We start from the raw sequence: 18,476 nt of genomic DNA on the forward strand, positions 1-18,476 counted from the left end.
CGCGGTTGATATACGTCACCCGCTTTGCGAGAGGGAAGTGCAGTTCATGGCGTTTCATACATTTAACGGTCGTTTTGTCGCGGGTCTGGCGCTCGCCGGCTTTATGCTTACCGCCGCCGGCTGCCAATCAGGCGGCAGCAGCATGCTGGGCTTCGGAAAGAAGGACACGACACCGCCACCACCGCCGGACCCCAAGGTTCTCGCCAGCCAATTGCTGGCCTATTGTCCGAAAGTGACGCTGCGCGACGGCACCGCCTTCTTCAACACCTATGCCAAGGGCAGTCAAAAGCCCAAGAAAAAAGCCGCCACCCTGGATGCAGAAGCTGCCGCGCTTGACGCGAGCAGCCGCCAGCAAGACGATTCCGCCAAGATCATCTATCAGGCCTCGATCACCGATGTGACCCGCGACTGCATCCGCGCCAACGGCTCGCTGACGATGAAGATCGCCGTCGCCGGCAAGGTCGTCCCGGGACCGATGTTCAGCCCTGGCACCATCACCATGCCGATCCGTATCGCTGTGATGCATGGCAAGGAGGTCCTTTACTCGCAGCTTCACCAACATCAGGTCCAGGTTACCAATCCCTCGAGTGCCACCCAGTTCGTCTTCACCGATTCGAACGTTGTCGTTCCCGAGCCCACCGCGCGAGACTATCAGGTGTTCGCCGGCTATGACGAAGGCCCGCCGAAGAAGACCGACAAGAAGGTTGCCGCGGCCGAATAGCCGCGGCTTTGGATCTGCGCGTCCATTTGGACGACTGCTTCACGCATCCGCCGACCACTCCGACAGGGCGGAGATCACGCTTTTCAGTTCCGCCCAGCGGCGGATGACCGTTTCGGCGCCGGCCTCGGTCAGCGCGTCGGCATGCCCGGGATAGCTGTGCGCCGCTCCGGTGAAGCCGATCACACGCATGCCGGCTGTCCTGGCGCCGGTCACGCCATGCACGGAATCCTCGATGACGAAGGTGTTCGCCGGATCGGCCTGGAGCTTTGCCGCGGCAAAGAGAAACACGTCGGGCGCCGGCTTGGACTTCCCGCTTGGTGTTTCCAGCGAGGAAAAAATCCGGCCGCTGAAAAACGGCAGCAGATGCACCTTCTCCAGCATGAATTCGATCCGCTCGGTGCGCGAATTCGAGCAGATGCAGCGCGGCGCCGTCACCGCGGCGACCGCCTCGTGCACCCCGTCGACGGCGCGCACGTCGCTGCGCAGGCGGCGGTCGACCAGGTCTTCGGCGCGATCGATCAGCGAGGCCTGGAATGGGACGCGGGATTTTTCCTCGACCCGCATCATGATGTCCTTGAAGGTCAGCCCGGCATAGGTTTCGGAAATCTCCTCAGCCGAAATCTCGTAACCGGCCGACGTCAACAGCTCGGCTTCGATGCGCGCGGCGATGATCTCGGAATCGACGAGCACGCCGTCGCAATCGAAGATGACAAGGTCTGGCTGGGGCATAGCGATCCGAAAAGCGGGAGGGAGGAGGCTGGGACGGTTCAGGCGGCGCGGCATACACCACCAGGCCGATCTTCGCAAATTACCCGGGGTCCGCACCCCAGGCCTTCACCGAATATTTACGCTGATCGGTAACCATAACAGGGAGTAAACAGTAACGCGTGCTTTGGGTGTAACAATGTCTGCCGTGCGTCTTCTCGACGAGCTTTCCCATGCTCCCCAGCAATCCGAATGGCTCGATACGATCCTGAAGGGCGATTGCGTCGCCGCGCTCGACCGGCTGCCCGAAAAATCCATCGACGTGATCTTTGCCGATCCGCCCTACAATCTGCAGCTCGACGGCGATCTGCACCGGCCCGACCAGTCCAAGGTCGATGCCGTCGACGACGACTGGGACCAGTTCGCAAGTTTTGAGGTCTACGACGCCTTCACCCGGGCCTGGCTGCTGGCGGCGCGCCGCGTGTTGAAGCCCAACGGCACCATCTGGGTCATTGGCTCCTACCACAACATTTTCAGGGTCGGCGCCAAGATGCAGGATCTGGGGTACTGGATCCTCAATGATGTCGTCTGGCGCAAGACCAATCCGATGCCGAATTTCCGCGGCCGCCGCTTCCAGAACGCCCATGAGACGATGATCTGGGCCTCGCGCGATCAGAAGGGGAAGGGTTACACCTTCAACTACGAAGCGCTGAAGGCGTCGAACGACGACATCCAGATGCGGTCCGACTGGCTGTTTCCGATCTGCACCGGCGCTGAGCGCCTCAAGAACGAAAATGGCGACAAGCTGCACCCGACGCAGAAGCCCGAAGCGCTGCTCGCCCGCATCATGATGGCCTCGACGAAGCCCGGCGATATCGTGCTCGATCCCTTCTTCGGCTCCGGCACCACCGGCGCCGTGGCCAAGCGCCTCGGCCGCCATTTCGTCGGCATCGAGCGCGAGCAGGCCTATATCGACGCCGCCAACGAGCGCATCGATGCAGTCCGGCCGCTGGACGGCGCTGCTCTTACTGTGCTTACCGGCAAGCGCGCCGAGCCGCGCGTTGCTTTCGTCAGCCTCATCGACACCGGGCTGATGCTGCCGGGCGCCACGCTCTACGACGCCAAGAAGCGCTGGGCGGCCAGGGTGCGCGCCGACGGCACTGTGGCGGTCGGCGGCAGCGCCGGATCGATCCACAAGATCGGCGCGGAAGTGCAGGGGCTGGATGCCTGCAACGGCTGGACCTTCTGGCACTATGAGCGCAGCGGCGGCCTGACCCCGATCGACGAGCTTCGCCGCATCGCCCGCCTCGGCATGGAGCGGGCAGGGGCCTGACGATAACCGCTACAGAGGTCTCGTTGCACATCGTTCTCATGCGGCGCGCAGGCCGAGGTAACGAACCATCGGGTCGAAGTCTCGGTCATCATGCAACAGCGCGTGTCCGCCCAGGATGCAGAATGTGCCGATAATCATATCGACTGTCCTGCGGATGGTGATGCCCCGCTGCCGGAGCATGCGGTAGTTTCGGGCAGCTTCGACTGCCGTCGCCGGATCCAGCATCGGCACGATGGCGAATTGTCGGAGGTTTCGCTCGATCAGTTGGGCATGCGGTTCGTTGAGCGCGCCTTGCAGCACGTCCAGCAGGATCAAGTCTCCGACCAGAATCTCCTGTGTGTCATCGAGATGCCTGAGCTTGCCGACCGAGACGCTGTCCGTATTGCGGAGATGGGCGATCCACACGGAACTGTCGACGACGATCATCGCTGCCGATCGGGCGAACGGCCTTCCCGCATGGCGTCGAGATCGCCCTCCCAGCCGGCGCCAGCAAGGGCGGCGATAGCCATATCCTGCCTGTGCCGGCGCACCAGAGTGCGCAGCGCCGCCTCAATCGTCGCTTTCTTGGTCTTGAGGCCGGAGGCGGCCATGGCCTCCGCGATCAATTCGTCGTCAAGTTCGACGTTGGTTCGCATGGTGCTTCTCGATGTGTATAGATTGGACTAAATATACACATTTTGCTCCTGACCAACAAGCCGTCACGACGAAAGAGAGGACATCTTCGACACCTAGTGGTCAGAATCTGACACTTGGTACCCGGTTGGGAGGTCGGTTCAGGGGTTCAGGGCGGTTAGCGAATCCTGAGTGGAGCGCGGAGCAACGCGACTTCGCGACGGAGTGCGGAGCTAACCGAAGTGGACCGTGCCCGGAACGGGTCTTCGGCTTACGCGTTGCAACGTGGAGGTGCCGGCTGGCGTGCATCACGACGCGCTGTTGGGTTCCCATCCAATTGTTGCCGCGATCGGACATGCGAAGCGCGCCGCAGTCATCGAAGAAAACGCCCATACATTCGTCATGTCCGCGGCGATGGGAGTGCTGGCACGACGTCAATCCAGAGGAAAGTAGATGAGTGCGTTCTCTCTTTCATCGGACGGGAAACTTGCGATAACGGCGAGCGAGACGTCGTCCAAAAATGATTTCGACTATTTGGTGGGCAACTGGAACATCAGGAATCGTACGTTGAAGGAACCACTGGCCGGCAGCGACGAGTGGGAGGAATTCGACGCGACCCAGGAGTTCCGCCAAATCCTAGTGGGTTTGGGCAACTTCGACATTTTTCATACGGAGTTGGGAGGAAAACCGTTCGAGGGCCTCACCGTGCGATTGTTCGATCCAAAGACGCGTCTCTGGACGATCTATTGGGCCGACAGCAACGCGGGCAAACTCGACGACGGAAAGGTGGGCTCGTTCAATGGCGACGAAGGCGAATTCTTCGGCCGTGAGGTTGTGGCCGGCAAGGACGTTATCGTGAAATTCCACTGGGATAAGCGCAACCCGAAAACCCCGATTTACAGCCGTGCGTTCTCCGCTGATGCAGGCAGTACGTGGGAATGGAATTGGTACTCGAAGTTTTCACGACGGTGACAGACTGAGTGGCCCAAACTAAATGCCGCTCCTTCGCGTGCAGCCAAGAGGAATCCCGAGCCGGACTCTTATGTCAGGTGGGTACCACTAGCGCGGGTAGCCGGTTCGGGTTTTCGGCGCCGCCGGAGGATCACGGTGAGCGATTCCCCAGGAAGAGTTATTGACCTTTGCCCACCGTTTCTCGAATGCTCGATTCTCTTATCCATCGGAGACCAGATCCATGAAAGCTCTTGCCTCGCCGTTTGTCGCGGCCCTCGTCATGGGTTTGTTGGCCTCTCCGGCGATTGCGCAGAACACCGGCGCAGAAAACCAGCTTGATGCGGTTATCAAGAACGGCAAGCTGCGCGTCTGTACGACCGGCGACTACAAGCCCTTCACCTTTCATGACAAGCCCGCGAACAACTACCAGGGCATCGATATCGATCTCGCAAAATCTCTGGCAAGTTCACTAGGGGTCGAGGCGGACTTCGTGGCGACTACCTGGAAAAAATTGCTTGCCGATTTTACGACCGGCAAGTGTGACATCGCGATGGGCGGTATTTCGGTGACCTTGGAACGCCAGAAGCAGGTGTTCTTCAGCGAGCCCTATCTCGTCAATGGCAAGGCACCGATTGCGCGCTGCGAGGACGAGGCAAAATTCCAACCGATTGCCGACATCAACAAGCCGGATGTGACTGTGATTGTTAATCCCGGCGGGACCAATGAGAAATTCGTGCGTGAAAAACTCAGTGACGCTAAAATTGAGATCTACCCGGACAACGTCACGATCTTCCGCCAAATCCTTGACGGCAAAGCCGATATCATGATCGCCGAATCGGTCGAAACCGAGTTGCAGGAGAAACTTCACCCCGGCCTTTGCGCGATCAACCCCGAGAAGCCGCTCCAATATGGCGAAATGGGTTATATGCTTCCTGAGGGTGCCGTTGTCTTCAAGGCCTATGTCGACCAATGGTTGCATCTTGCCAAGGCGACGGGTGAGTTCGATCGCATCTACGCTTCTCACGTCAAGTAGCGCCCGAGACGGATCCAATGGCAGCGCCATGGACCGCGCGTCTCAGCGACTGCGGTCAGGCCCGTCACAGTGATCACACTCTGACCCCCAGGCGATCGAGGTCCGCCTCGAGTGTCTTTGCGTCGGTGAACAGCACCGACTGCCAGCCGGCCGCCTTGGCGCCGTCGACATTCTTTTGGCTGTCGTCGATAAACAGCGTGGCCGCGGGCTCGAGGCCGAATGCAGTCGCGTGATGGTCGTAAATGCCCCGATCCGGCTTGATCATGCCGATCTCGCCCGAAATGGTCACACCGCGCGGGCGGTTGAGGAAGTCGAAACGCTGCCGGGCTTCGGCAAGCGTGTCGGACGCAAAATTGGTCAGCATGGTGACGTCGTGGCCGCTCTCGATCAGCTTGTCCATGAGTTGGACGCTGTCATCGTAAGCGTGCGGAACCATCTCGTGCCAGAGGCGGCGGAAGTTGCGGATGTTTTCGGCGTGGTCCGGGTATTCGGCGATCAGCAACGCCTCGGCCTCTTCCCAGGTGCGGCCGCGGTCCTGCTCGATGTTCCAGTCATGCGTGCAGACATTGTCGAAAAACCACTTTCTCTCCTCGGCATCCGGAATGATACGGCTGAACGGCAGGTTCGGATCGTAGTGGATCAGCACTCTGCCGATGTCGAAAACGATGTGGCGGATTTCGGTCATTCTTGTCCTCGTTCAACGCAGTTCAAATGGGGCGACGTGGGCGATTCAATGTGCGCGCTGCTTCTTCGTTGCGCCCGGTATCGCTGCTTCGATTACCTTTTTCATGACGGTGGGCAGTGCTTCGCCGGAAATTTCATGGGCCAGCGACCAGAAATGCCCCGCTGGGGCGGCGACATCGGCCATCGCTTTGAAGATTTCGAGTTCGAGCGCAAAATGGGTGAAGACATGGCCAATCTTCCCGGCTGGGCGCCAGTTGCCGGGGAAGGGCGCCGCCGCCGCTGTGGTGCCGCCGTCGATCCGCGCGGTCCAGCCGGTCGTCGGCACTTCGGTCATGCCGCCGAGCAGGCCCTTATCCCCACGTTTGCGCAAAAGGATGGCGCCATCGCCGCGTACGGCAACGAAAGCAGCCCCGCGCCGCAATGGTTTCTCGCCCTTCGGCAGGCGGACAGGGAAGCGTTCGGCATCGCCGGAAATAATGGCGCTGCAATCCTCGCGCAGCGGGCAGAGCCCGCAGCGCGGCCGCCGCGGCGTGCAGATCATCGCGCCGAGATCCATCATCGCCTGGGCGAAGTCGCCCGGCCTGGTCGCTGGAACCATGCGCTCGACATAGGTGCGTATGTCGCCCTTGGCCTCGCTCAGCGGCGTGACGATCGAAAACAGCCGGGAAACCACCCGCTCGACATTGCCGTCGACGACCGCGGCGGGCTGGTCGAAGGCGATCGCGGCGATCGCCGCCGCCGTGTAGGCGCCGATGCCGGGCAGCTCTCTCAAGCCAGCTTGCGTATCCGGAAACCTGCCGCCTTGCCGCGCGACGAGATTGGCGCAGGCCTTGAGATTGCGCGCGCGGGAATAATAGCCGAGTCCGGCCCAGGCCTTCATGACATCTTCGGTCGCTGAAGCGGCCAACGCCTCGATATCGGGCCATTTCTCGACAAAGGCCCGGAAATAGGATTTTACGGATTCGACCGTGGTCTGCTGCAGCATGACTTCGGAAAGCCAGACCCGGTAGGGATCGGGTCGTATGCCGCGTGCCAACTCGCGCGGCGCAATGCGCCACGGCAAGTCGCGATGATGCGCGTCGTACCAGGCGAGCAGGCGGGACGCGATCTCGCCACTTTCTCCGGATGCGGCTTTGCCGCTGTCTCCGGATGCGGTCTTGCGGGTCTGGTCGTGCAGTGCCATTGATCGAGGACTGGCCTAACCGATGCATGGTGAAGGTCGTGACTGGAGAACGCACATGGCAGGGAAAAGGCCCTTCGGCAATCCCGTTCCGGTGAGTGATCTCGCAACCCAGATCCTCGATCCGGTGCTGCGCAAGCGAGCCGGCATGTCGATCGGGCTCGTCCAGTCATGGGAGGAGATTGCCGGGCCGCGGCTTGCCAGCCGTTCGCGCCCTGAAAAGATCCAGTGGCCGCGCCGAATGCATGAAGATGATCCGTTCGAGCCGGCGGTGCTGGTCATCGCCTGCGAAGGCATGGCGGCGCTCCATCTGCAGCACGAGACCGGCGAGATCATCAACCGGGTCAACGCCTTCCTCGGCTTCAACGCTATCGGCCGGATCAGAATCGTGCAAAAGCCGGTCACGGTTGACAAAGGGCGGCTTAAACCAAGCATCCGGCCGCTGACCGCGGCCGAGAAGGTGAAGCTATCAGGCACTGTCGGAATGATCGAGGATGATCGGCTGCGCGCCTCGCTGGAGCGGCTCGGCGCCACCATTCTCGGTCAAAAGAAAACATAATCTCGCGCTTTCGTGATCGCATAGCCAAGTTTGGCGATTGGAATGGGGACGGCGATGCCTTAATTCGCGCCAACTCTCGCCTTTTCTAGCCTTTGCATTGCAAAATCCAACCATTGTCAGGTGATTCGTATGCCCCGTCTTTTGTCCCGCAGAAACCTCCTGTCGTCACTGGCCGCCATTCCGGCGGTGGCTCTGCTCGCCGCCTGCAGCGACTCGGGCGAGAAAGCCGTGGCGGAGGATGTGAAGCCTGCGGCCCCCGCCGATGCGATGAAGCCGGCCGATCCGGCAAAGCCGGCCGCTCCTGCCGCGGCCAAGGCGCCTGAGGCCCAGGGCACGGTGGACATGGCTGCGTTGCTGAAGCCCGGCGCACTGCCCGACATGCAGCTCGGCAAGGACGACGCGAAGGTCGCCATCGTCGAATATGCCTCGATGACCTGCCCGCACTGCGCGCATTTCCATGAAACCACGCTCCCGGCGCTGAAGACGAAATACATCGATACCGGCAAGGCCCGCCTTATCCTGCGCGAGTTCCCCTTCGATCCCAGCGCCGAGGCCGGTTTCATGCTGGCGCGCTGCTCCAAGGACAATTATTTCCCAATGGTGGACGTTCTGTTCAAGCAGCAGGCGAACTGGGCAGGTGTCGCCAATACCAAGGACGCCCTGCTGCAAATCTCCAAGATGGCCGGTTTTACACAGGAGTCGTTCGCGGCCTGCTTGACGGACCAGAAACTTCTGGACGATGTGAGGTCGGTCCAGAAGCGCGGCGCCGATGAATTCAAGGTCGACTCGACGCCGACCTTCTTTATCAACGGGAAGACCTACAAGGGGGCGCTGTCGATTGAGGAAATCTCGGCCATTATCGACCCTCTGCTCTGACGTCTCGGCAGCGCCGAAGCGGCTGCGCTTCGGCGTGCGCAACTTTTTGTTGCGCCGCGAGTTCTTGTCGCCAAACCGCGGAACACTTTTGCAGAACCCGCTTTTGGGGCGGCGCGAATGAAATTCTCGCGCCTTCGCCTGCTCGGTTTCAAGTCGTTCGTCGAACCCGGTGAGTTCGTCATCGAACGCGGCCTGACCGGCATCGTCGGCCCCAACGGCTGCGGCAAGTCGAACCTTGTCGAGGCGCTGCGCTGGGTGATGGGCGAAAGCTCGTACAAGAACATGCGCGCCTCCGGCATGGACGACGTCATCTTTTCCGGTTCCGGAACGCGTCCGGCCCGCAACACCGCCGAAGTCACGCTTTTCCTCGACAACAGCGACCGTAGCGCGCCCTCGGCCTTCAACGACGCGGACGAGTTGCAGGTTTCGCGTCGCATCGAGCGCGAGGCGGGTTCGCTCTACCGCATCAACGGCAAGGAAGCCCGCGCCAAGGACGTGCAGCTGCTTTTCGCCGACCAGTCGACCGGCGCCCGTTCGCCCTCGATGGTCGGGCAGGGCCGCATCGGCGAGCTGATCCAGGCCAAGCCGCAGGCGCGTCGCGCGCTGCTGGAAGAGGCGGCCGGCATTTCGGGTCTGCACACACGTCGCCACGAGGCGGAACTGCGTCTGAAAGCGGCCGAACAGAATCTGGAACGGCTGGACGATGTCGTCGGCGAGCTGGAAAGCCAGATCGAAAGTCTGAAGCGCCAGGCTCGCCAGGCCTCGCGCTTCAAGAACCTGTCGGCCGATATCCGCAAGGCTGAAGCGACGCTGCTGCATCTGCGCTGGACGCTGGCCAAGACGCAGGAAGGCGAGGCGCGCTCGGCGCTGGCGATCGCCACGGCACTGGTCGGCGACCGCGCCGCCGCCCAGATGGCTGCCGCCAGGGAGCAAGGGATCGGCGCCCATCGGTTGCCGGACCTGCGCGACGCGGAAGCCGCCGCCGCTGCCGCCTTCCAGCGCCTGTCGATCGCCAAGACGCAGATCGAGGAAGAAGCGGGCCGCATCCGCGCCCGCCAACTGGAGCTCGACCGCCGGCTCCAGCAGCTCGACGGCGACATCGTCCGCGAGGAGCGGATGGTCCGCGACAATGCGGATATTCTTGAGCGTCTCTCCGCCGAAGAAACTGCGCTCAACACCGAGAACGCCGGCGCCGCCGACCGCGAGGCCAGCACCCGCGCGGCGGTCGAACAGGCTGCGTCGACGCTTGCCGCCAGTGAAGCCAAACTCGCCGGGCTGACCGCCGAACGGGCGGAGGCCGCCGCTTCCCGCAACCAGATCGAACGAACGCTGCGCGACACCGCGGAGCGCCGCGACCGTTTCGCCCGCCAACTCGCCGATGTCGACCGGGAATTGTCCGATATCGCCTCCAGGGTCGCCGGCCTGGCCGATCCTGCCGAGAAGCAACTTCTGGTTGAACAGGCGCTGGCGCTGCTGGAGGAAACCGAAGCCGCGGCGATTGCCGCCGAACAGGCTGTCGCCGAGGCGCGCGTGGCGGAGAGCGCCGCCCGCCCGCCGGTTCAGGATGCAAAGGCCGAGCTGGCGCGAATCGAAACCGAGGCCCGCACGCTGGCCAAGATCCTGAATGCCGCGAGCGGCGACCTCTTCCCGTCCGTGCTGGAGCAGATCAGCGTCGAGCGCGGCTACGAGACGGCGCTGGGCGCCGCCCTTGGCGAAGATCTCGACGTGCCGCTCGACCGCAGCGCGCCGGTGCATTGGGGCCAAAGCGAGGTCCAGCCCGGCGACGCCGCTCTGCCCGAAGGCATCAAGAGCCTTGCCAGCGTCGTCCGCGCGCCGGCGCAACTCGCCCGCCGATTGGCGCAGATTGGCATCGTCGACACTGCTGAGGGAAGACGGTTGCAGGCGCAGCTTGCTCCCGGGCAGCGGTTGGTCAGCCGCGAAGGGGCGCTCTGGCGTTGGGACGGATTCACCGCCAGCGCCGACGCGCCGACCGCCGCCGCGCAGCGGCTGGCGCAGAAAAACCGGCTGTCCGAGCTCGACGCCGAGGCGGTCCACGCGAACCGCATCCTGCGCCAGGCCGAAGAGGCCCTTGCCGATGCCGAGCAGGCGCTTGCCCAGGCGAGCGAGGCCGAGCGCAACGCCCGTCAGGCCGGGCGTGATGCCCAGCATGGGCTGGACGCCGCCCGCAACGCGCTGGCCGAGGCCGAGAAGGCCGGCGGCGAGCTGTCGAGCCGGCGCGCCGCACTTGACGAGGCGCGCGCGCGCATCGTCGACAGCCATGAAGAGACGGCCGCGGCTTTCGTCGAGGCCGAGATGCTGCTGCAAAGCGCTCCCGATCTCGGTGATCTGCAGGTGCAGCTCGATCAGTCGGCCGCCAACGTCGCTCGCGACCGCGCCACCCTCGCCGATGCCCGCGCCGTCCATGAAGGCTTGAGGCGGGAGGCGGAAGCGCGCACGCGCCGACTCGACGCCATCGGCGCGGAGCGCCGCAACTGGCTGGAGCGCGCCGAAAACGCCTCGACGCAGATCGCCGCACTCGGCGAACGCAAGGCCGAGGCCGAAGCCGAACGCGAAAGGCTGGCCGACGCACCCGACGAGATCGACGCCAAGCGGCGCGCCTTGCTGTCGCAGCTTGCCGAGGCCGAAAGCCTGCGCCAGGCCGCCGGCGACCGGTTGCAGGAAGCGGAAAACAGGCAGTCCGAACTGGACAAGGCCGCGACATCAGCGATCCAGTCGCTGGCCGAGGCGCGCGAAACCCGCGTCCGCGCCGAAGAGCGGCTGACCGCTGCCGATGAAAGACGGCTCGAGGTCGAGGCGCGCATCCAGGAAACGCTGAACACGCCGCCGCATCTGGTCATCCGCCACACCGGCCTGGAGGCCGACAGCCCGATGCCGGAGATGACTGAGATCGAGCGTCAGCTCGACCGGCTGAAGATCGAGCGCGAGCGGCTCGGCGCCGTCAATCTGCGCGCCGAGGAAGAGCAGAAGGAGCTGTCCGACCGGCTGGAGACCATCGTTTCAGAACGCGAGGACATCATCGAGGCCATCCGCAAGCTGCGGCAGGCGATCCAGAGCCTGAACCGCGAAGGCCGCGAACGGCTGCTGGCTGCCTTCGACGTGGTCAATGGCCATTTCCAGCGGCTGTTTTCGCATCTGTTCGGCGGCGGCACAGCGGAACTGCAACTGATCGAGTCCGACGATCCGCTCGAGGCCGGTCTCGAAATCCTCGCGCGGCCACCCGGCAAGAAGCCGCAGACGATGACGCTGCTTTCCGGCGGCGAGCAGGCGTTGACGGCGATGTCGCTGATTTTTGCCGTGTTCCTGACCAATCCCGCGCCGATCTGCGTCCTCGACGAAGTCGACGCACCGCTCGACGATCACAATGTCGAGCGTTTCTGCAATCTGATGGACGAAATGGCGGCCACCACCGAGACGCGCTTCGTCATCATCACGCACAACCCGATCACCATGGCCCGCATGAACCGGCTGTTCGGGGTGACCATGGCCGAGCAGGGCGTCAGCCAACTCGTGTCGGTCGACCTGCAGGCGGCCGAGGCCCTGCGCGAGGCGAGCTGACGCGTCGACGCACAGCTTGTCGGTAGCGCCTATTGGGGCTTTCGGCTAAAACACGAATTGGACTGGGTCGGTTCCGTTCATTCTGATGAGCGTTTTGATGTTGCCATGATCCTCTCCGAAATCGATCTCGATTTCGCGATCATGTGCCAGCATATGCATGGAGAACCTTGTTGCCTGTACTTGTCACCGGAGCCGCAGGATTCATCGGCAGCCATGTTTGCCATCATCTCCTGAGCAGGGGGGAAGCGGTCGTCGGCGTCGACAACATGAACGACTATTACGACCTGGCGCTCAAAAAGGGGCGCCTCGCCCGCTTGCAGCCTTACAAGGATTTTTCATTTCACCAGATCGACATCGCCGAACAGGGCGCTCTTGCCGACGCTTTGGCCGGGCAAGGCATAGTCAGGATCGTCCATCTCGCCGCTCAGGCGGGTGTGCGCTATTCACTCGACAATCCGAGGCTCTATGTCCGTTCCAATGTTGTCGGCCATCTCGAAGTGCTCGAATTCTGTCGCGCGCAGCCCGCATTCGAGCATCTGGTCTATGCCTCGTCTAGCTCGGTCTATGGCGGCAACCGCAAGGTGCCGTTCAGCGAGACCGATCAGGTCGACAAGCCCGTCTCGCTCTACGCCGCCACCAAGAAGTCCGATGAATTGATGAGCCACACCTACGCCCATCTCTTCGGGGTGCCGCAGACCGGTTTGCGATTTTTCACCGTCTACGGTCCCTGGGGCCGGCCCGACATGGCCTATTGGATATTCACCAAGGCAATGCTCGAAGGCAAGCCGATCCGGGTGTTCAACAATGGCGAGATGTGGCGCGATTTCACGTATGTCGAGGATGTGGTGAGAGCTGTCGTTGCCGTGCTCGACAAGCCGCCATCGGCTGAAGTTCCGCCGAGCAGGCTCTACAATGTCGGCAACAACCGGCCGGTGCGGCTCGGCGATTTCATCGCCACTCTGGAAAAACTGCTCGGCGTAAAAGCGATCCGCGACAGCGAGCCGATGCAAAGCAGCGATGTCGAGCGGACCTATGCCGACATGACTGCGCTGGAGCGCGATTTCGGCTTCAAGCCGAGCGTTTCGACAGAAGACGGACTGAAAAAATTCGTCGACTGGTACCGGTCGGAATGGGCTGGATCAACGACAAGGTGACTGCGGCCTGCGGGTCGTCGCGGTGCGCGCCTTTCTTCCTACGACCCCAAGGCCTCGAATCGTCACGGCCATCACTGTCATCCTCAAATAGAAATGGATGATTCCTGAAATTCCACTCACCTGAAAGACAAGTGACGGTGGTTCTGGGACATCGACTTCGGCATCGGTGAAGAGATTGGGAAACAGCCGTTCCCTGAAATCGAGAGGAAAAGCGATCCGGACCGGTGCCTTCGGAGTATCAGATTTCAGGAAACCGCGGTCGACGAGTTCCGACAACGTGTTCCGTGCCGTGCGCTCGGATGTCTTCAGCACCAAATTGGCCTCGCCACGCGGCAGCCTGCCGTGCCGCAATACCGCCGCCACCAGATCAGGCGCCCGTTTGTCGTCAACGATATCCTTCACCAAGGCGCGATAGCGGGCCTCAAGCCGTCTGAGGTCGAACATGGTGATCGAGAACCGCACCTGGTCGAGCGCGACTGTCAGGAACCATTCGACGAAATCCTTGAGTGCTGATTCCGAAAGATTTCCTCGGCCGTCGCGGTCGCCCCGTCTGGGACTGTCTGCGTAATCCATCATGCTCTTGTATTCGCCGCGATCTTTCAACCCACGAGCGAGTCCACGAGATATCGACCATAGGCCATTGCCGCCGATTCCGGCCTTGAGCGCCATAGCGTGAGAGGCGACTGACGCGGCCGTTGCCGTCTGGAAAAGGGTGGATATAGTTGAGGCGGTGATGAGCTGACGCAATCGCGATGATGCGCAGGCTGGCCTGCTTTTCGGTCATCGCGTACCGTTTCTCGAAGTGCTCCATAAAGGCCAACACCCAGTCAGACGATGGCGGCTGATGGCGGCCAACAACAACATCATGCTCTGGAGTCGACCGGAACTCGCCAGGCACGATCTCGGCCCTGGTGCCGTCGGGTTTGTCGACGAACCGGAATTCCTCCGGCATCTCGTCGTAGAAGACGCGATGAACCCGCCGGATGAAATCGATCGAAGTCGGGCTCGGCAACTCCCCACGCAAACCGAGGCCGTCAATCATCCTCTGAACTTCGACATGCGCCTTGGCCTCCAAGGGAGAGATCGGCGTTCAGGGTCAATCTCGGCTCCGGCCAATGCACTCTCGATGTCCCGAGGTCGGGCGTTGTGACCTTCGATCAAATTCGAATAGTAAGAATTCATGACGCGCACGAGATCGGCCAGTTCGGCAGCCGATTCCGGATGCAGGGCTCGTCCGAGTTCATCGGCCGCCTTTTGCGTCTCGATCGCGAGATCGGCCAGGACGGTCGGTACGCGTCGTCAAAAACAGCCGCTCAATGCGGGTAGGTGTTTCAAGCATTCTTGCCGATCTCAATCGTCTCTCAATCACCTGCAATGTAAGGCATTTGAGGCCATAAGTCAGCACAATTGCCGATATCGGTTGCCGATCTCAGGCCGGCGATCAAGCCGCGAACCCGAAATGTCCCAAGTGGGCGGCCGGGCAGGGCGCGACTGGCTCCTGGAAATCATAAGTTGCCGAGCGGCGCCAGACGGTCGCGCCATCGCAGACGAACCGCTTGCCCGGGCGAGTTGTCCGCGTGTCTTCGTCGACGGTTCTCGATTGATTCCTCCAGCCGTTTGCGGCGAACCGGTCGTCGCCTCCATTCGAAGCCCCGCAGCTTCGAGCAGCCGGATGGGCTCTGCAGGTCAGCCCTTCCGTAAACCAAGCCCAAGGGCGCGAAGCGATAGATTCAATTCACGCGTGTCTCAATGGCTTGTTATCGCCTCAGCCCACTCATGAAGGTCTTTACACGGGCAGGGTCGACCTGGTTCCACCAGACGCCGTCATGCTTCAGCGCGCTGGCGATGATGATCCCATCGACGATGCCTAGGATATCGTTGGCATTGTCGGGCGTCACGCCGCTGCCGACCAACGTCGGCAGGCCGGCGGCCTCTTTGATCATGCTGATATAGCTCAGATCCGCAGTGTGCCCGGTGCGTTGACCGGTCGCAATGATGGCGTCGGCGTCGAAGAAGACCAGATCCTTGACCAGTTCCTCCACCGGGCGGTCGGCAACGATCGCGTGCGCGCCGTGCTTGACATGAGCATCGGCGAAGACGCGGATGCCGTTGGCGCGCAGCCTGGCGCGGTAGCGTGCTGCGCGACCGGACTCCCCCTCGACAAAACCCTCATTGGCGACATAGGCATTCGCCCATTGATTGACGCGGATAAAGCCCGCGCCGGAGGCGCTGGCGATCGCAAGGGCAGGGATCGCGGCGTTAGCGAGCACATTGATGCCGATCGGCTTGCCGAACTCGCGGCGGATACGGTCGGAAATAACCGCCATATAGGCCGCTGTCTCCGGTCCGATATTGTCAGGTTTGGCAAACGGGATGTCGCCATGATTCTCGACGATCACGCCGTCGCATCCGCCATCGAGATAAGATCTCGCATCGTCCAGACCGCGCTGATAGATCGCCTCGACCGCCTCGCCGTCATAGCGCGGCGCGCCGGGAAGCGGCGACAGGTGAACGACGCCGATCACCACCTTGGTGCGGCCGAAAAGTTCTACGAGCGCGTCGCCGCCTGATTGACCGAGTTGGGTCATGAGAGCTCCGTTTGATCGATGAGCGCCGCCATTTCAGACGCGGAAGGACAGGATATCAATGTGCCCGGGCGAGTCACCGCAATTGCGGCAGCCGCGAGCGCGAACTTCAGCGCTGGGGCAACCGACATTCCCTTGGCAAACCCGCCGGCCAGACAGCCGCAAAACACATCGCCGGCGCCGCTGGTGTCGAGCGCCTCGACACGTGGTGCCGGCAAACGAAACGATCCTCCCTGGTCCGGGCCAAGGGCGAGACAGCCTTCCGCACCGAGCGTGATCACGACTGTCTCGGCGCCTTTGGCCGCCAGCGCGTCGGCGGCGGCTGCCATGTCATCCTGGCCGGTCAGCGCTTTCGCCTCGGATTGATTCACCACCAACACCTGCGCCAGGCCGAAGTCAGGCAGAGCCGCCGCATCGATAGGGCTGGCATTCAGGACGGTGCGCGCGCCATTTTCCTGTGCTGCCCGCATGCAGGCATCTATCGCGGGGCCTCGCAGGTTTCCTTGGCAGACAACGATGTCGCCAGACGCGATTCGGCCCGCAAGTGCGGTTTGTGCGATCGGATCGAACGCCTCGCTGCAGGCGACGCCGCTGACGATGAAGTTCTCGCCGCCGGCCCCAATGACGATGGTCGAGCGGTCGCTTGGCAGGTCGAATTCAATCGCCTCGAGGTCAGACAACTCCCTGTCGAGGCGGCTCCTGATCCATGCGCCTGCGCGGTCCTTGCCGAGCGCCGTCCAAAACGTTACCGCAGCACCCGTGCGCGCGGCGGCAACCGCCTGGTTTGCTCCCTTGCCGCCGAGGCCGTCGGCGTAGCTGCTGGCATTCAAAGTCTCGCCGGCGGCAGGGAAGCGGCCGACGCGAAAAATCGTGTCGACGCAGGCATTGCCGACGACAATGGACATGCATCGCTCAGCTCTCACCGATCGCCCAGCTCAGCATCTGCTCGAACAGGGTTTTGTAGCCTTTCCAGGCGATGAACTCCGGTGGCAGCCAATGCGGCCCGACATCGGACGTCCAGGCCACAGTGCGGCCCTTGCCATAGTGGCCGGTGACGAGCAGCGGCAGCGAGTCATAATCCGACGACACGGTTGCCAGGACTTCCGCCCCGTCTTTCAGCGTCACCTCGTTGAAGCCGAGCAGGACTGGCCAGTCCGAACCGAGACCCCTGAGGATCGGATGGTCCGAGGAGGCTTTCAGGACAGGCGAAAACCCTTCCGGCACCTCGACGCGGTCGTCGAAGGCGAGGCAGTTCACCGGCAGCGCCTCCTCGACCGGCGTCTTGCGGTAGCGCGCGCCGCCATTGATGCCCTGGAAACTGTAGTAGCCGCCGAACATCAAAAGCCCGCCGCCGTCGCGCACATAATCGCGCAGCAGCCGCAGGCGGTTCGGCGTCGGCTTGGAGTGAACCCAGGTGTCGGGATGCAGAAGCAGCGTGTTGGCGCCGATGTCGGAGAGCACCACCGCGTCATAGGCCGAAAGCGCCTCCATTGTTTGCGGAAAGCTGCGCTGTGCCTCATGCGCCGGCATGAAGGTCACGTCGAAGTCGGTCGCCTTTAGCGCCGTCAGCAATTCGTCGGCGCCGGTGTGATAGGTGACCGTCGGAAACTGGTCGAAGCCCTTGATATGGGTCGCGGTCGACACCCAGGATTCACCGGCCAGCAGGATTTTTTTCTTGGACATTTGAACTCCGTCGTAAGTCTCAGCCGTAAGTCTGGGCTTGATTCTGCCGCGAGAACACGGCTTTCGGATTGGCGATCAGCATGCGGTCGATGGCTGGCTGCTCGACGCCATGCCGTTTCAGGCGCGGTATGAAATGCTTGAGGACGTAGACGTAAGCGGACCAGTTTCCGCTGTTTACAGGGAATTTACAGAGAATCTACGTGTTCTTGAGTACGACGAAGGGGCGAAAAAGGTCAGTTTTATTATAAAATTCAGTTAGTTAGAGTTTCCGATGCCGGTTTTCATTGCAGGGAATTGCAACAAGCAATTAATTCGGCGAAACCCGCCGGGTTTCCTACAAAACTGAATTCAATCGGAAGACGAGAGTTTCAAACCTCTCTCTCAGCACCAGACTATCCCGTTGACTGGGAACAATTATCTGATTTTCTTGGTCTTTTTGCCGCCTGTCTGGTGCACAGGCCGTCGGAATGATGAACTGTGCGCAGAGAGCCGGGGGAGGCACCGCATTAGCACAAGTGCGGATTGGCAACCTGACGCGAAAATCGTCGCATCGCTCTTTTTTTGGTCGGCCAATCTATGGTGGGAATTTGCGGGTGTTTTTTGCTGTGAAAAACGGGGTTGGAGTTCTTTACGAAACCGTCGATCGCCATTTTGATAGAAATGGAAATAGCCTCCGAGTCGCGCTCTTTATCAGGCGACCGATAGGTCTTAATTACCCCATTTCCGGGAACCAAAAACAGCGGACCAGAAAAGAAAGATCGAGGTCTAGTTGTCGTGCTGGAGCAGGTTGGTCGTCGAGGCATAGTACGAGGAAAATATGAGCC

Annotated in this window: 20 protein-coding genes; 9 read left to right on the plus strand and 11 right to left on the minus strand. The window is 61.8% G+C overall.

Annotated elements, in window-relative coordinates:
- Positions 1-46 precede the first annotated feature (46 nt).
- The gene (locus tag AC0L2Z_RS01960) at positions 47-721 is read left to right on the plus strand and encodes a hypothetical protein (protein ID WP_473626625.1); all 675 of its coding nucleotides are present in this window, start codon (positions 47-49) and stop codon (positions 719-721) included.
- Positions 722-760: 39 nt separating this feature from the next.
- Here AC0L2Z_RS01960 and AC0L2Z_RS01965 read toward each other — a convergent pair whose 3' ends face one another.
- Positions 761-1,450, minus strand: coding sequence for an HAD family hydrolase (locus AC0L2Z_RS01965; RefSeq protein WP_027152381.1), 690 nt, complete (start codon positions 1,448-1,450; stop codon positions 761-763).
- A 175-nt stretch (positions 1,451-1,625) separates the two neighbouring features.
- Here AC0L2Z_RS01965 and AC0L2Z_RS01970 point away from each other — a divergent pair, with 175 nt between their 5' ends.
- Positions 1,626-2,759, plus strand: coding sequence for a site-specific DNA-methyltransferase (locus tag AC0L2Z_RS01970; protein WP_023799298.1), 1,134 nt, complete (start codon positions 1,626-1,628; stop codon positions 2,757-2,759).
- 36 nt (positions 2,760-2,795) lie between these two features.
- Here the strand turns inward: AC0L2Z_RS01970 and vapC are convergent, their stop codons facing one another.
- Both vapC and AC0L2Z_RS01980 read right to left on the minus strand, forming a co-directional pair.
- On the minus strand, positions 2,796-3,185 hold the full coding sequence (vapC, locus tag AC0L2Z_RS01975; protein WP_473626425.1) for a type II toxin-antitoxin system VapC family toxin: 390 nt from the start codon (positions 3,183-3,185) through the stop codon (positions 2,796-2,798).
- Positions 3,182-3,394 carry a type II toxin-antitoxin system VapB family antitoxin gene (locus AC0L2Z_RS01980; protein WP_473626427.1) on the minus strand — a complete coding sequence of 71 codons (213 nt, stop codon included), beginning with the start codon at positions 3,392-3,394 and terminating at the stop codon, positions 3,182-3,184. Before AC0L2Z_RS01980 ends, vapC begins: the two co-directional genes overlap by 4 nt.
- A gap of 430 nt (positions 3,395-3,824) precedes the next feature.
- On the opposite strand from AC0L2Z_RS01980, the gene AC0L2Z_RS01985 reads away from it, so the two are divergent.
- The gene (locus tag AC0L2Z_RS01985) at positions 3,825-4,343 is read left to right on the plus strand and encodes a hypothetical protein (RefSeq protein ID WP_473626428.1); all 519 of its coding nucleotides are present in this window, start codon (positions 3,825-3,827) and stop codon (positions 4,341-4,343) included.
- A 220-nt stretch (positions 4,344-4,563) separates the two neighbouring features.
- Positions 4,564-5,355, plus strand: coding sequence for a transporter substrate-binding domain-containing protein (locus AC0L2Z_RS01990; protein WP_473626429.1), 792 nt, complete (start codon positions 4,564-4,566; stop codon positions 5,353-5,355).
- Positions 5,356-5,428: 73 nt separating this feature from the next.
- Here AC0L2Z_RS01990 and AC0L2Z_RS01995 read toward each other — a convergent pair whose 3' ends face one another.
- Together AC0L2Z_RS01995 and mutY are read right to left on the minus strand one after the other, a co-directional pair.
- Positions 5,429-6,040 (minus strand): HAD family hydrolase, encoded by a 612-nt coding sequence (locus AC0L2Z_RS01995; protein WP_473626431.1) that lies wholly within the window; start codon positions 6,038-6,040, stop codon positions 5,429-5,431.
- 45 nt (positions 6,041-6,085) lie between these two features.
- Positions 6,086-7,222: an A/G-specific adenine glycosylase gene (gene mutY / locus AC0L2Z_RS02000; RefSeq protein ID WP_473626432.1), complete on the minus strand. Its 1,137-nt coding sequence runs from the start codon at positions 7,220-7,222 to the stop codon at positions 6,086-6,088.
- A gap of 55 nt (positions 7,223-7,277) precedes the next feature.
- On the opposite strand from mutY, the gene AC0L2Z_RS02005 reads away from it, so the two are divergent.
- The 4 genes from AC0L2Z_RS02005 to AC0L2Z_RS02020 all read left to right on the plus strand — a co-directional run bounded on the left by AC0L2Z_RS02005 (position 7,278) and on the right by AC0L2Z_RS02020 (position 13,384).
- The gene (locus tag AC0L2Z_RS02005) at positions 7,278-7,778 is read left to right on the plus strand and encodes a DUF721 domain-containing protein (protein ID WP_473626433.1); all 501 of its coding nucleotides are present in this window, start codon (positions 7,278-7,280) and stop codon (positions 7,776-7,778) included.
- Positions 7,779-7,907: 129 nt separating this feature from the next.
- Positions 7,908-8,654 (plus strand): DsbA family protein, encoded by a 747-nt coding sequence (locus tag AC0L2Z_RS02010; RefSeq protein ID WP_473626435.1) that lies wholly within the window; start codon positions 7,908-7,910, stop codon positions 8,652-8,654.
- A 117-nt stretch (positions 8,655-8,771) separates the two neighbouring features.
- On the plus strand, positions 8,772-12,230 hold the full coding sequence (smc, locus tag AC0L2Z_RS02015; RefSeq protein WP_128167651.1) for a chromosome segregation protein SMC: 3,459 nt from the start codon (positions 8,772-8,774) through the stop codon (positions 12,228-12,230).
- Between the two features lie 170 nt (positions 12,231-12,400).
- The gene (locus AC0L2Z_RS02020; RefSeq protein ID WP_473475035.1) at positions 12,401-13,384 is read left to right on the plus strand and encodes an NAD-dependent epimerase/dehydratase family protein; all 984 of its coding nucleotides are present in this window, start codon (positions 12,401-12,403) and stop codon (positions 13,382-13,384) included.
- Here AC0L2Z_RS02020 and AC0L2Z_RS02025 read toward each other — a convergent pair.
- Both AC0L2Z_RS02025 and AC0L2Z_RS02030 read right to left on the minus strand, forming a co-directional pair.
- On the minus strand, positions 13,370-13,789 hold the full coding sequence (locus AC0L2Z_RS02025) for a hypothetical protein (RefSeq protein ID WP_473626436.1): 420 nt from the start codon (positions 13,787-13,789) through the stop codon (positions 13,370-13,372). The genes AC0L2Z_RS02020 and AC0L2Z_RS02025 overlap by 15 nt on opposite strands.
- A gap of 16 nt (positions 13,790-13,805) precedes the next feature.
- The gene (locus AC0L2Z_RS02030; protein ID WP_473626626.1) at positions 13,806-14,336 is read right to left on the minus strand and encodes a Fic family protein; all 531 of its coding nucleotides are present in this window, start codon (positions 14,334-14,336) and stop codon (positions 13,806-13,808) included.
- Between AC0L2Z_RS02030 and AC0L2Z_RS02035 the strand changes: the two genes are divergently transcribed.
- The gene (locus AC0L2Z_RS02035) at positions 14,229-14,534 is read left to right on the plus strand and encodes a hypothetical protein (protein WP_473626640.1); all 306 of its coding nucleotides are present in this window, start codon (positions 14,229-14,231) and stop codon (positions 14,532-14,534) included. The two genes, AC0L2Z_RS02030 and AC0L2Z_RS02035, sit on opposite strands and share 108 nt — an antisense overlap.
- A gap of 607 nt (positions 14,535-15,141) precedes the next feature.
- Here AC0L2Z_RS02035 and AC0L2Z_RS02040 read toward each other — a convergent pair.
- From AC0L2Z_RS02040 to AC0L2Z_RS02055, 4 genes are read right to left on the minus strand one after another with little or no spacing between them, the layout of a single operon-like run.
- Positions 15,142-15,972 (minus strand): BtpA/SgcQ family protein, encoded by an 831-nt coding sequence (locus AC0L2Z_RS02040; protein ID WP_473475039.1) that lies wholly within the window; start codon positions 15,970-15,972, stop codon positions 15,142-15,144.
- Positions 15,969-16,874, minus strand: coding sequence for a PfkB family carbohydrate kinase (locus tag AC0L2Z_RS02045; protein ID WP_473626437.1), 906 nt, complete (start codon positions 16,872-16,874; stop codon positions 15,969-15,971). Before AC0L2Z_RS02045 ends, AC0L2Z_RS02040 begins: the two co-directional genes overlap by 4 nt.
- Before the next feature lie 7 nt (positions 16,875-16,881).
- A complete protein-coding gene (locus tag AC0L2Z_RS02050) occupies positions 16,882-17,652 on the minus strand; it encodes a glutamine amidotransferase (RefSeq protein WP_236388019.1) in 771 nt (256 codons plus the stop codon).
- A 19-nt stretch (positions 17,653-17,671) separates the two neighbouring features.
- Positions 17,672-17,848 carry a phosphotriesterase family protein gene (locus AC0L2Z_RS02055; protein ID WP_473475387.1) on the minus strand — a complete coding sequence of 59 codons (177 nt, stop codon included), beginning with the start codon at positions 17,846-17,848 and terminating at the stop codon, positions 17,672-17,674.
- Between the last annotated feature and the right edge of the window lie 628 nt (positions 17,849-18,476).

It is taken from the genome of Mesorhizobium sp. WSM4850, from assembly GCF_055811735.1.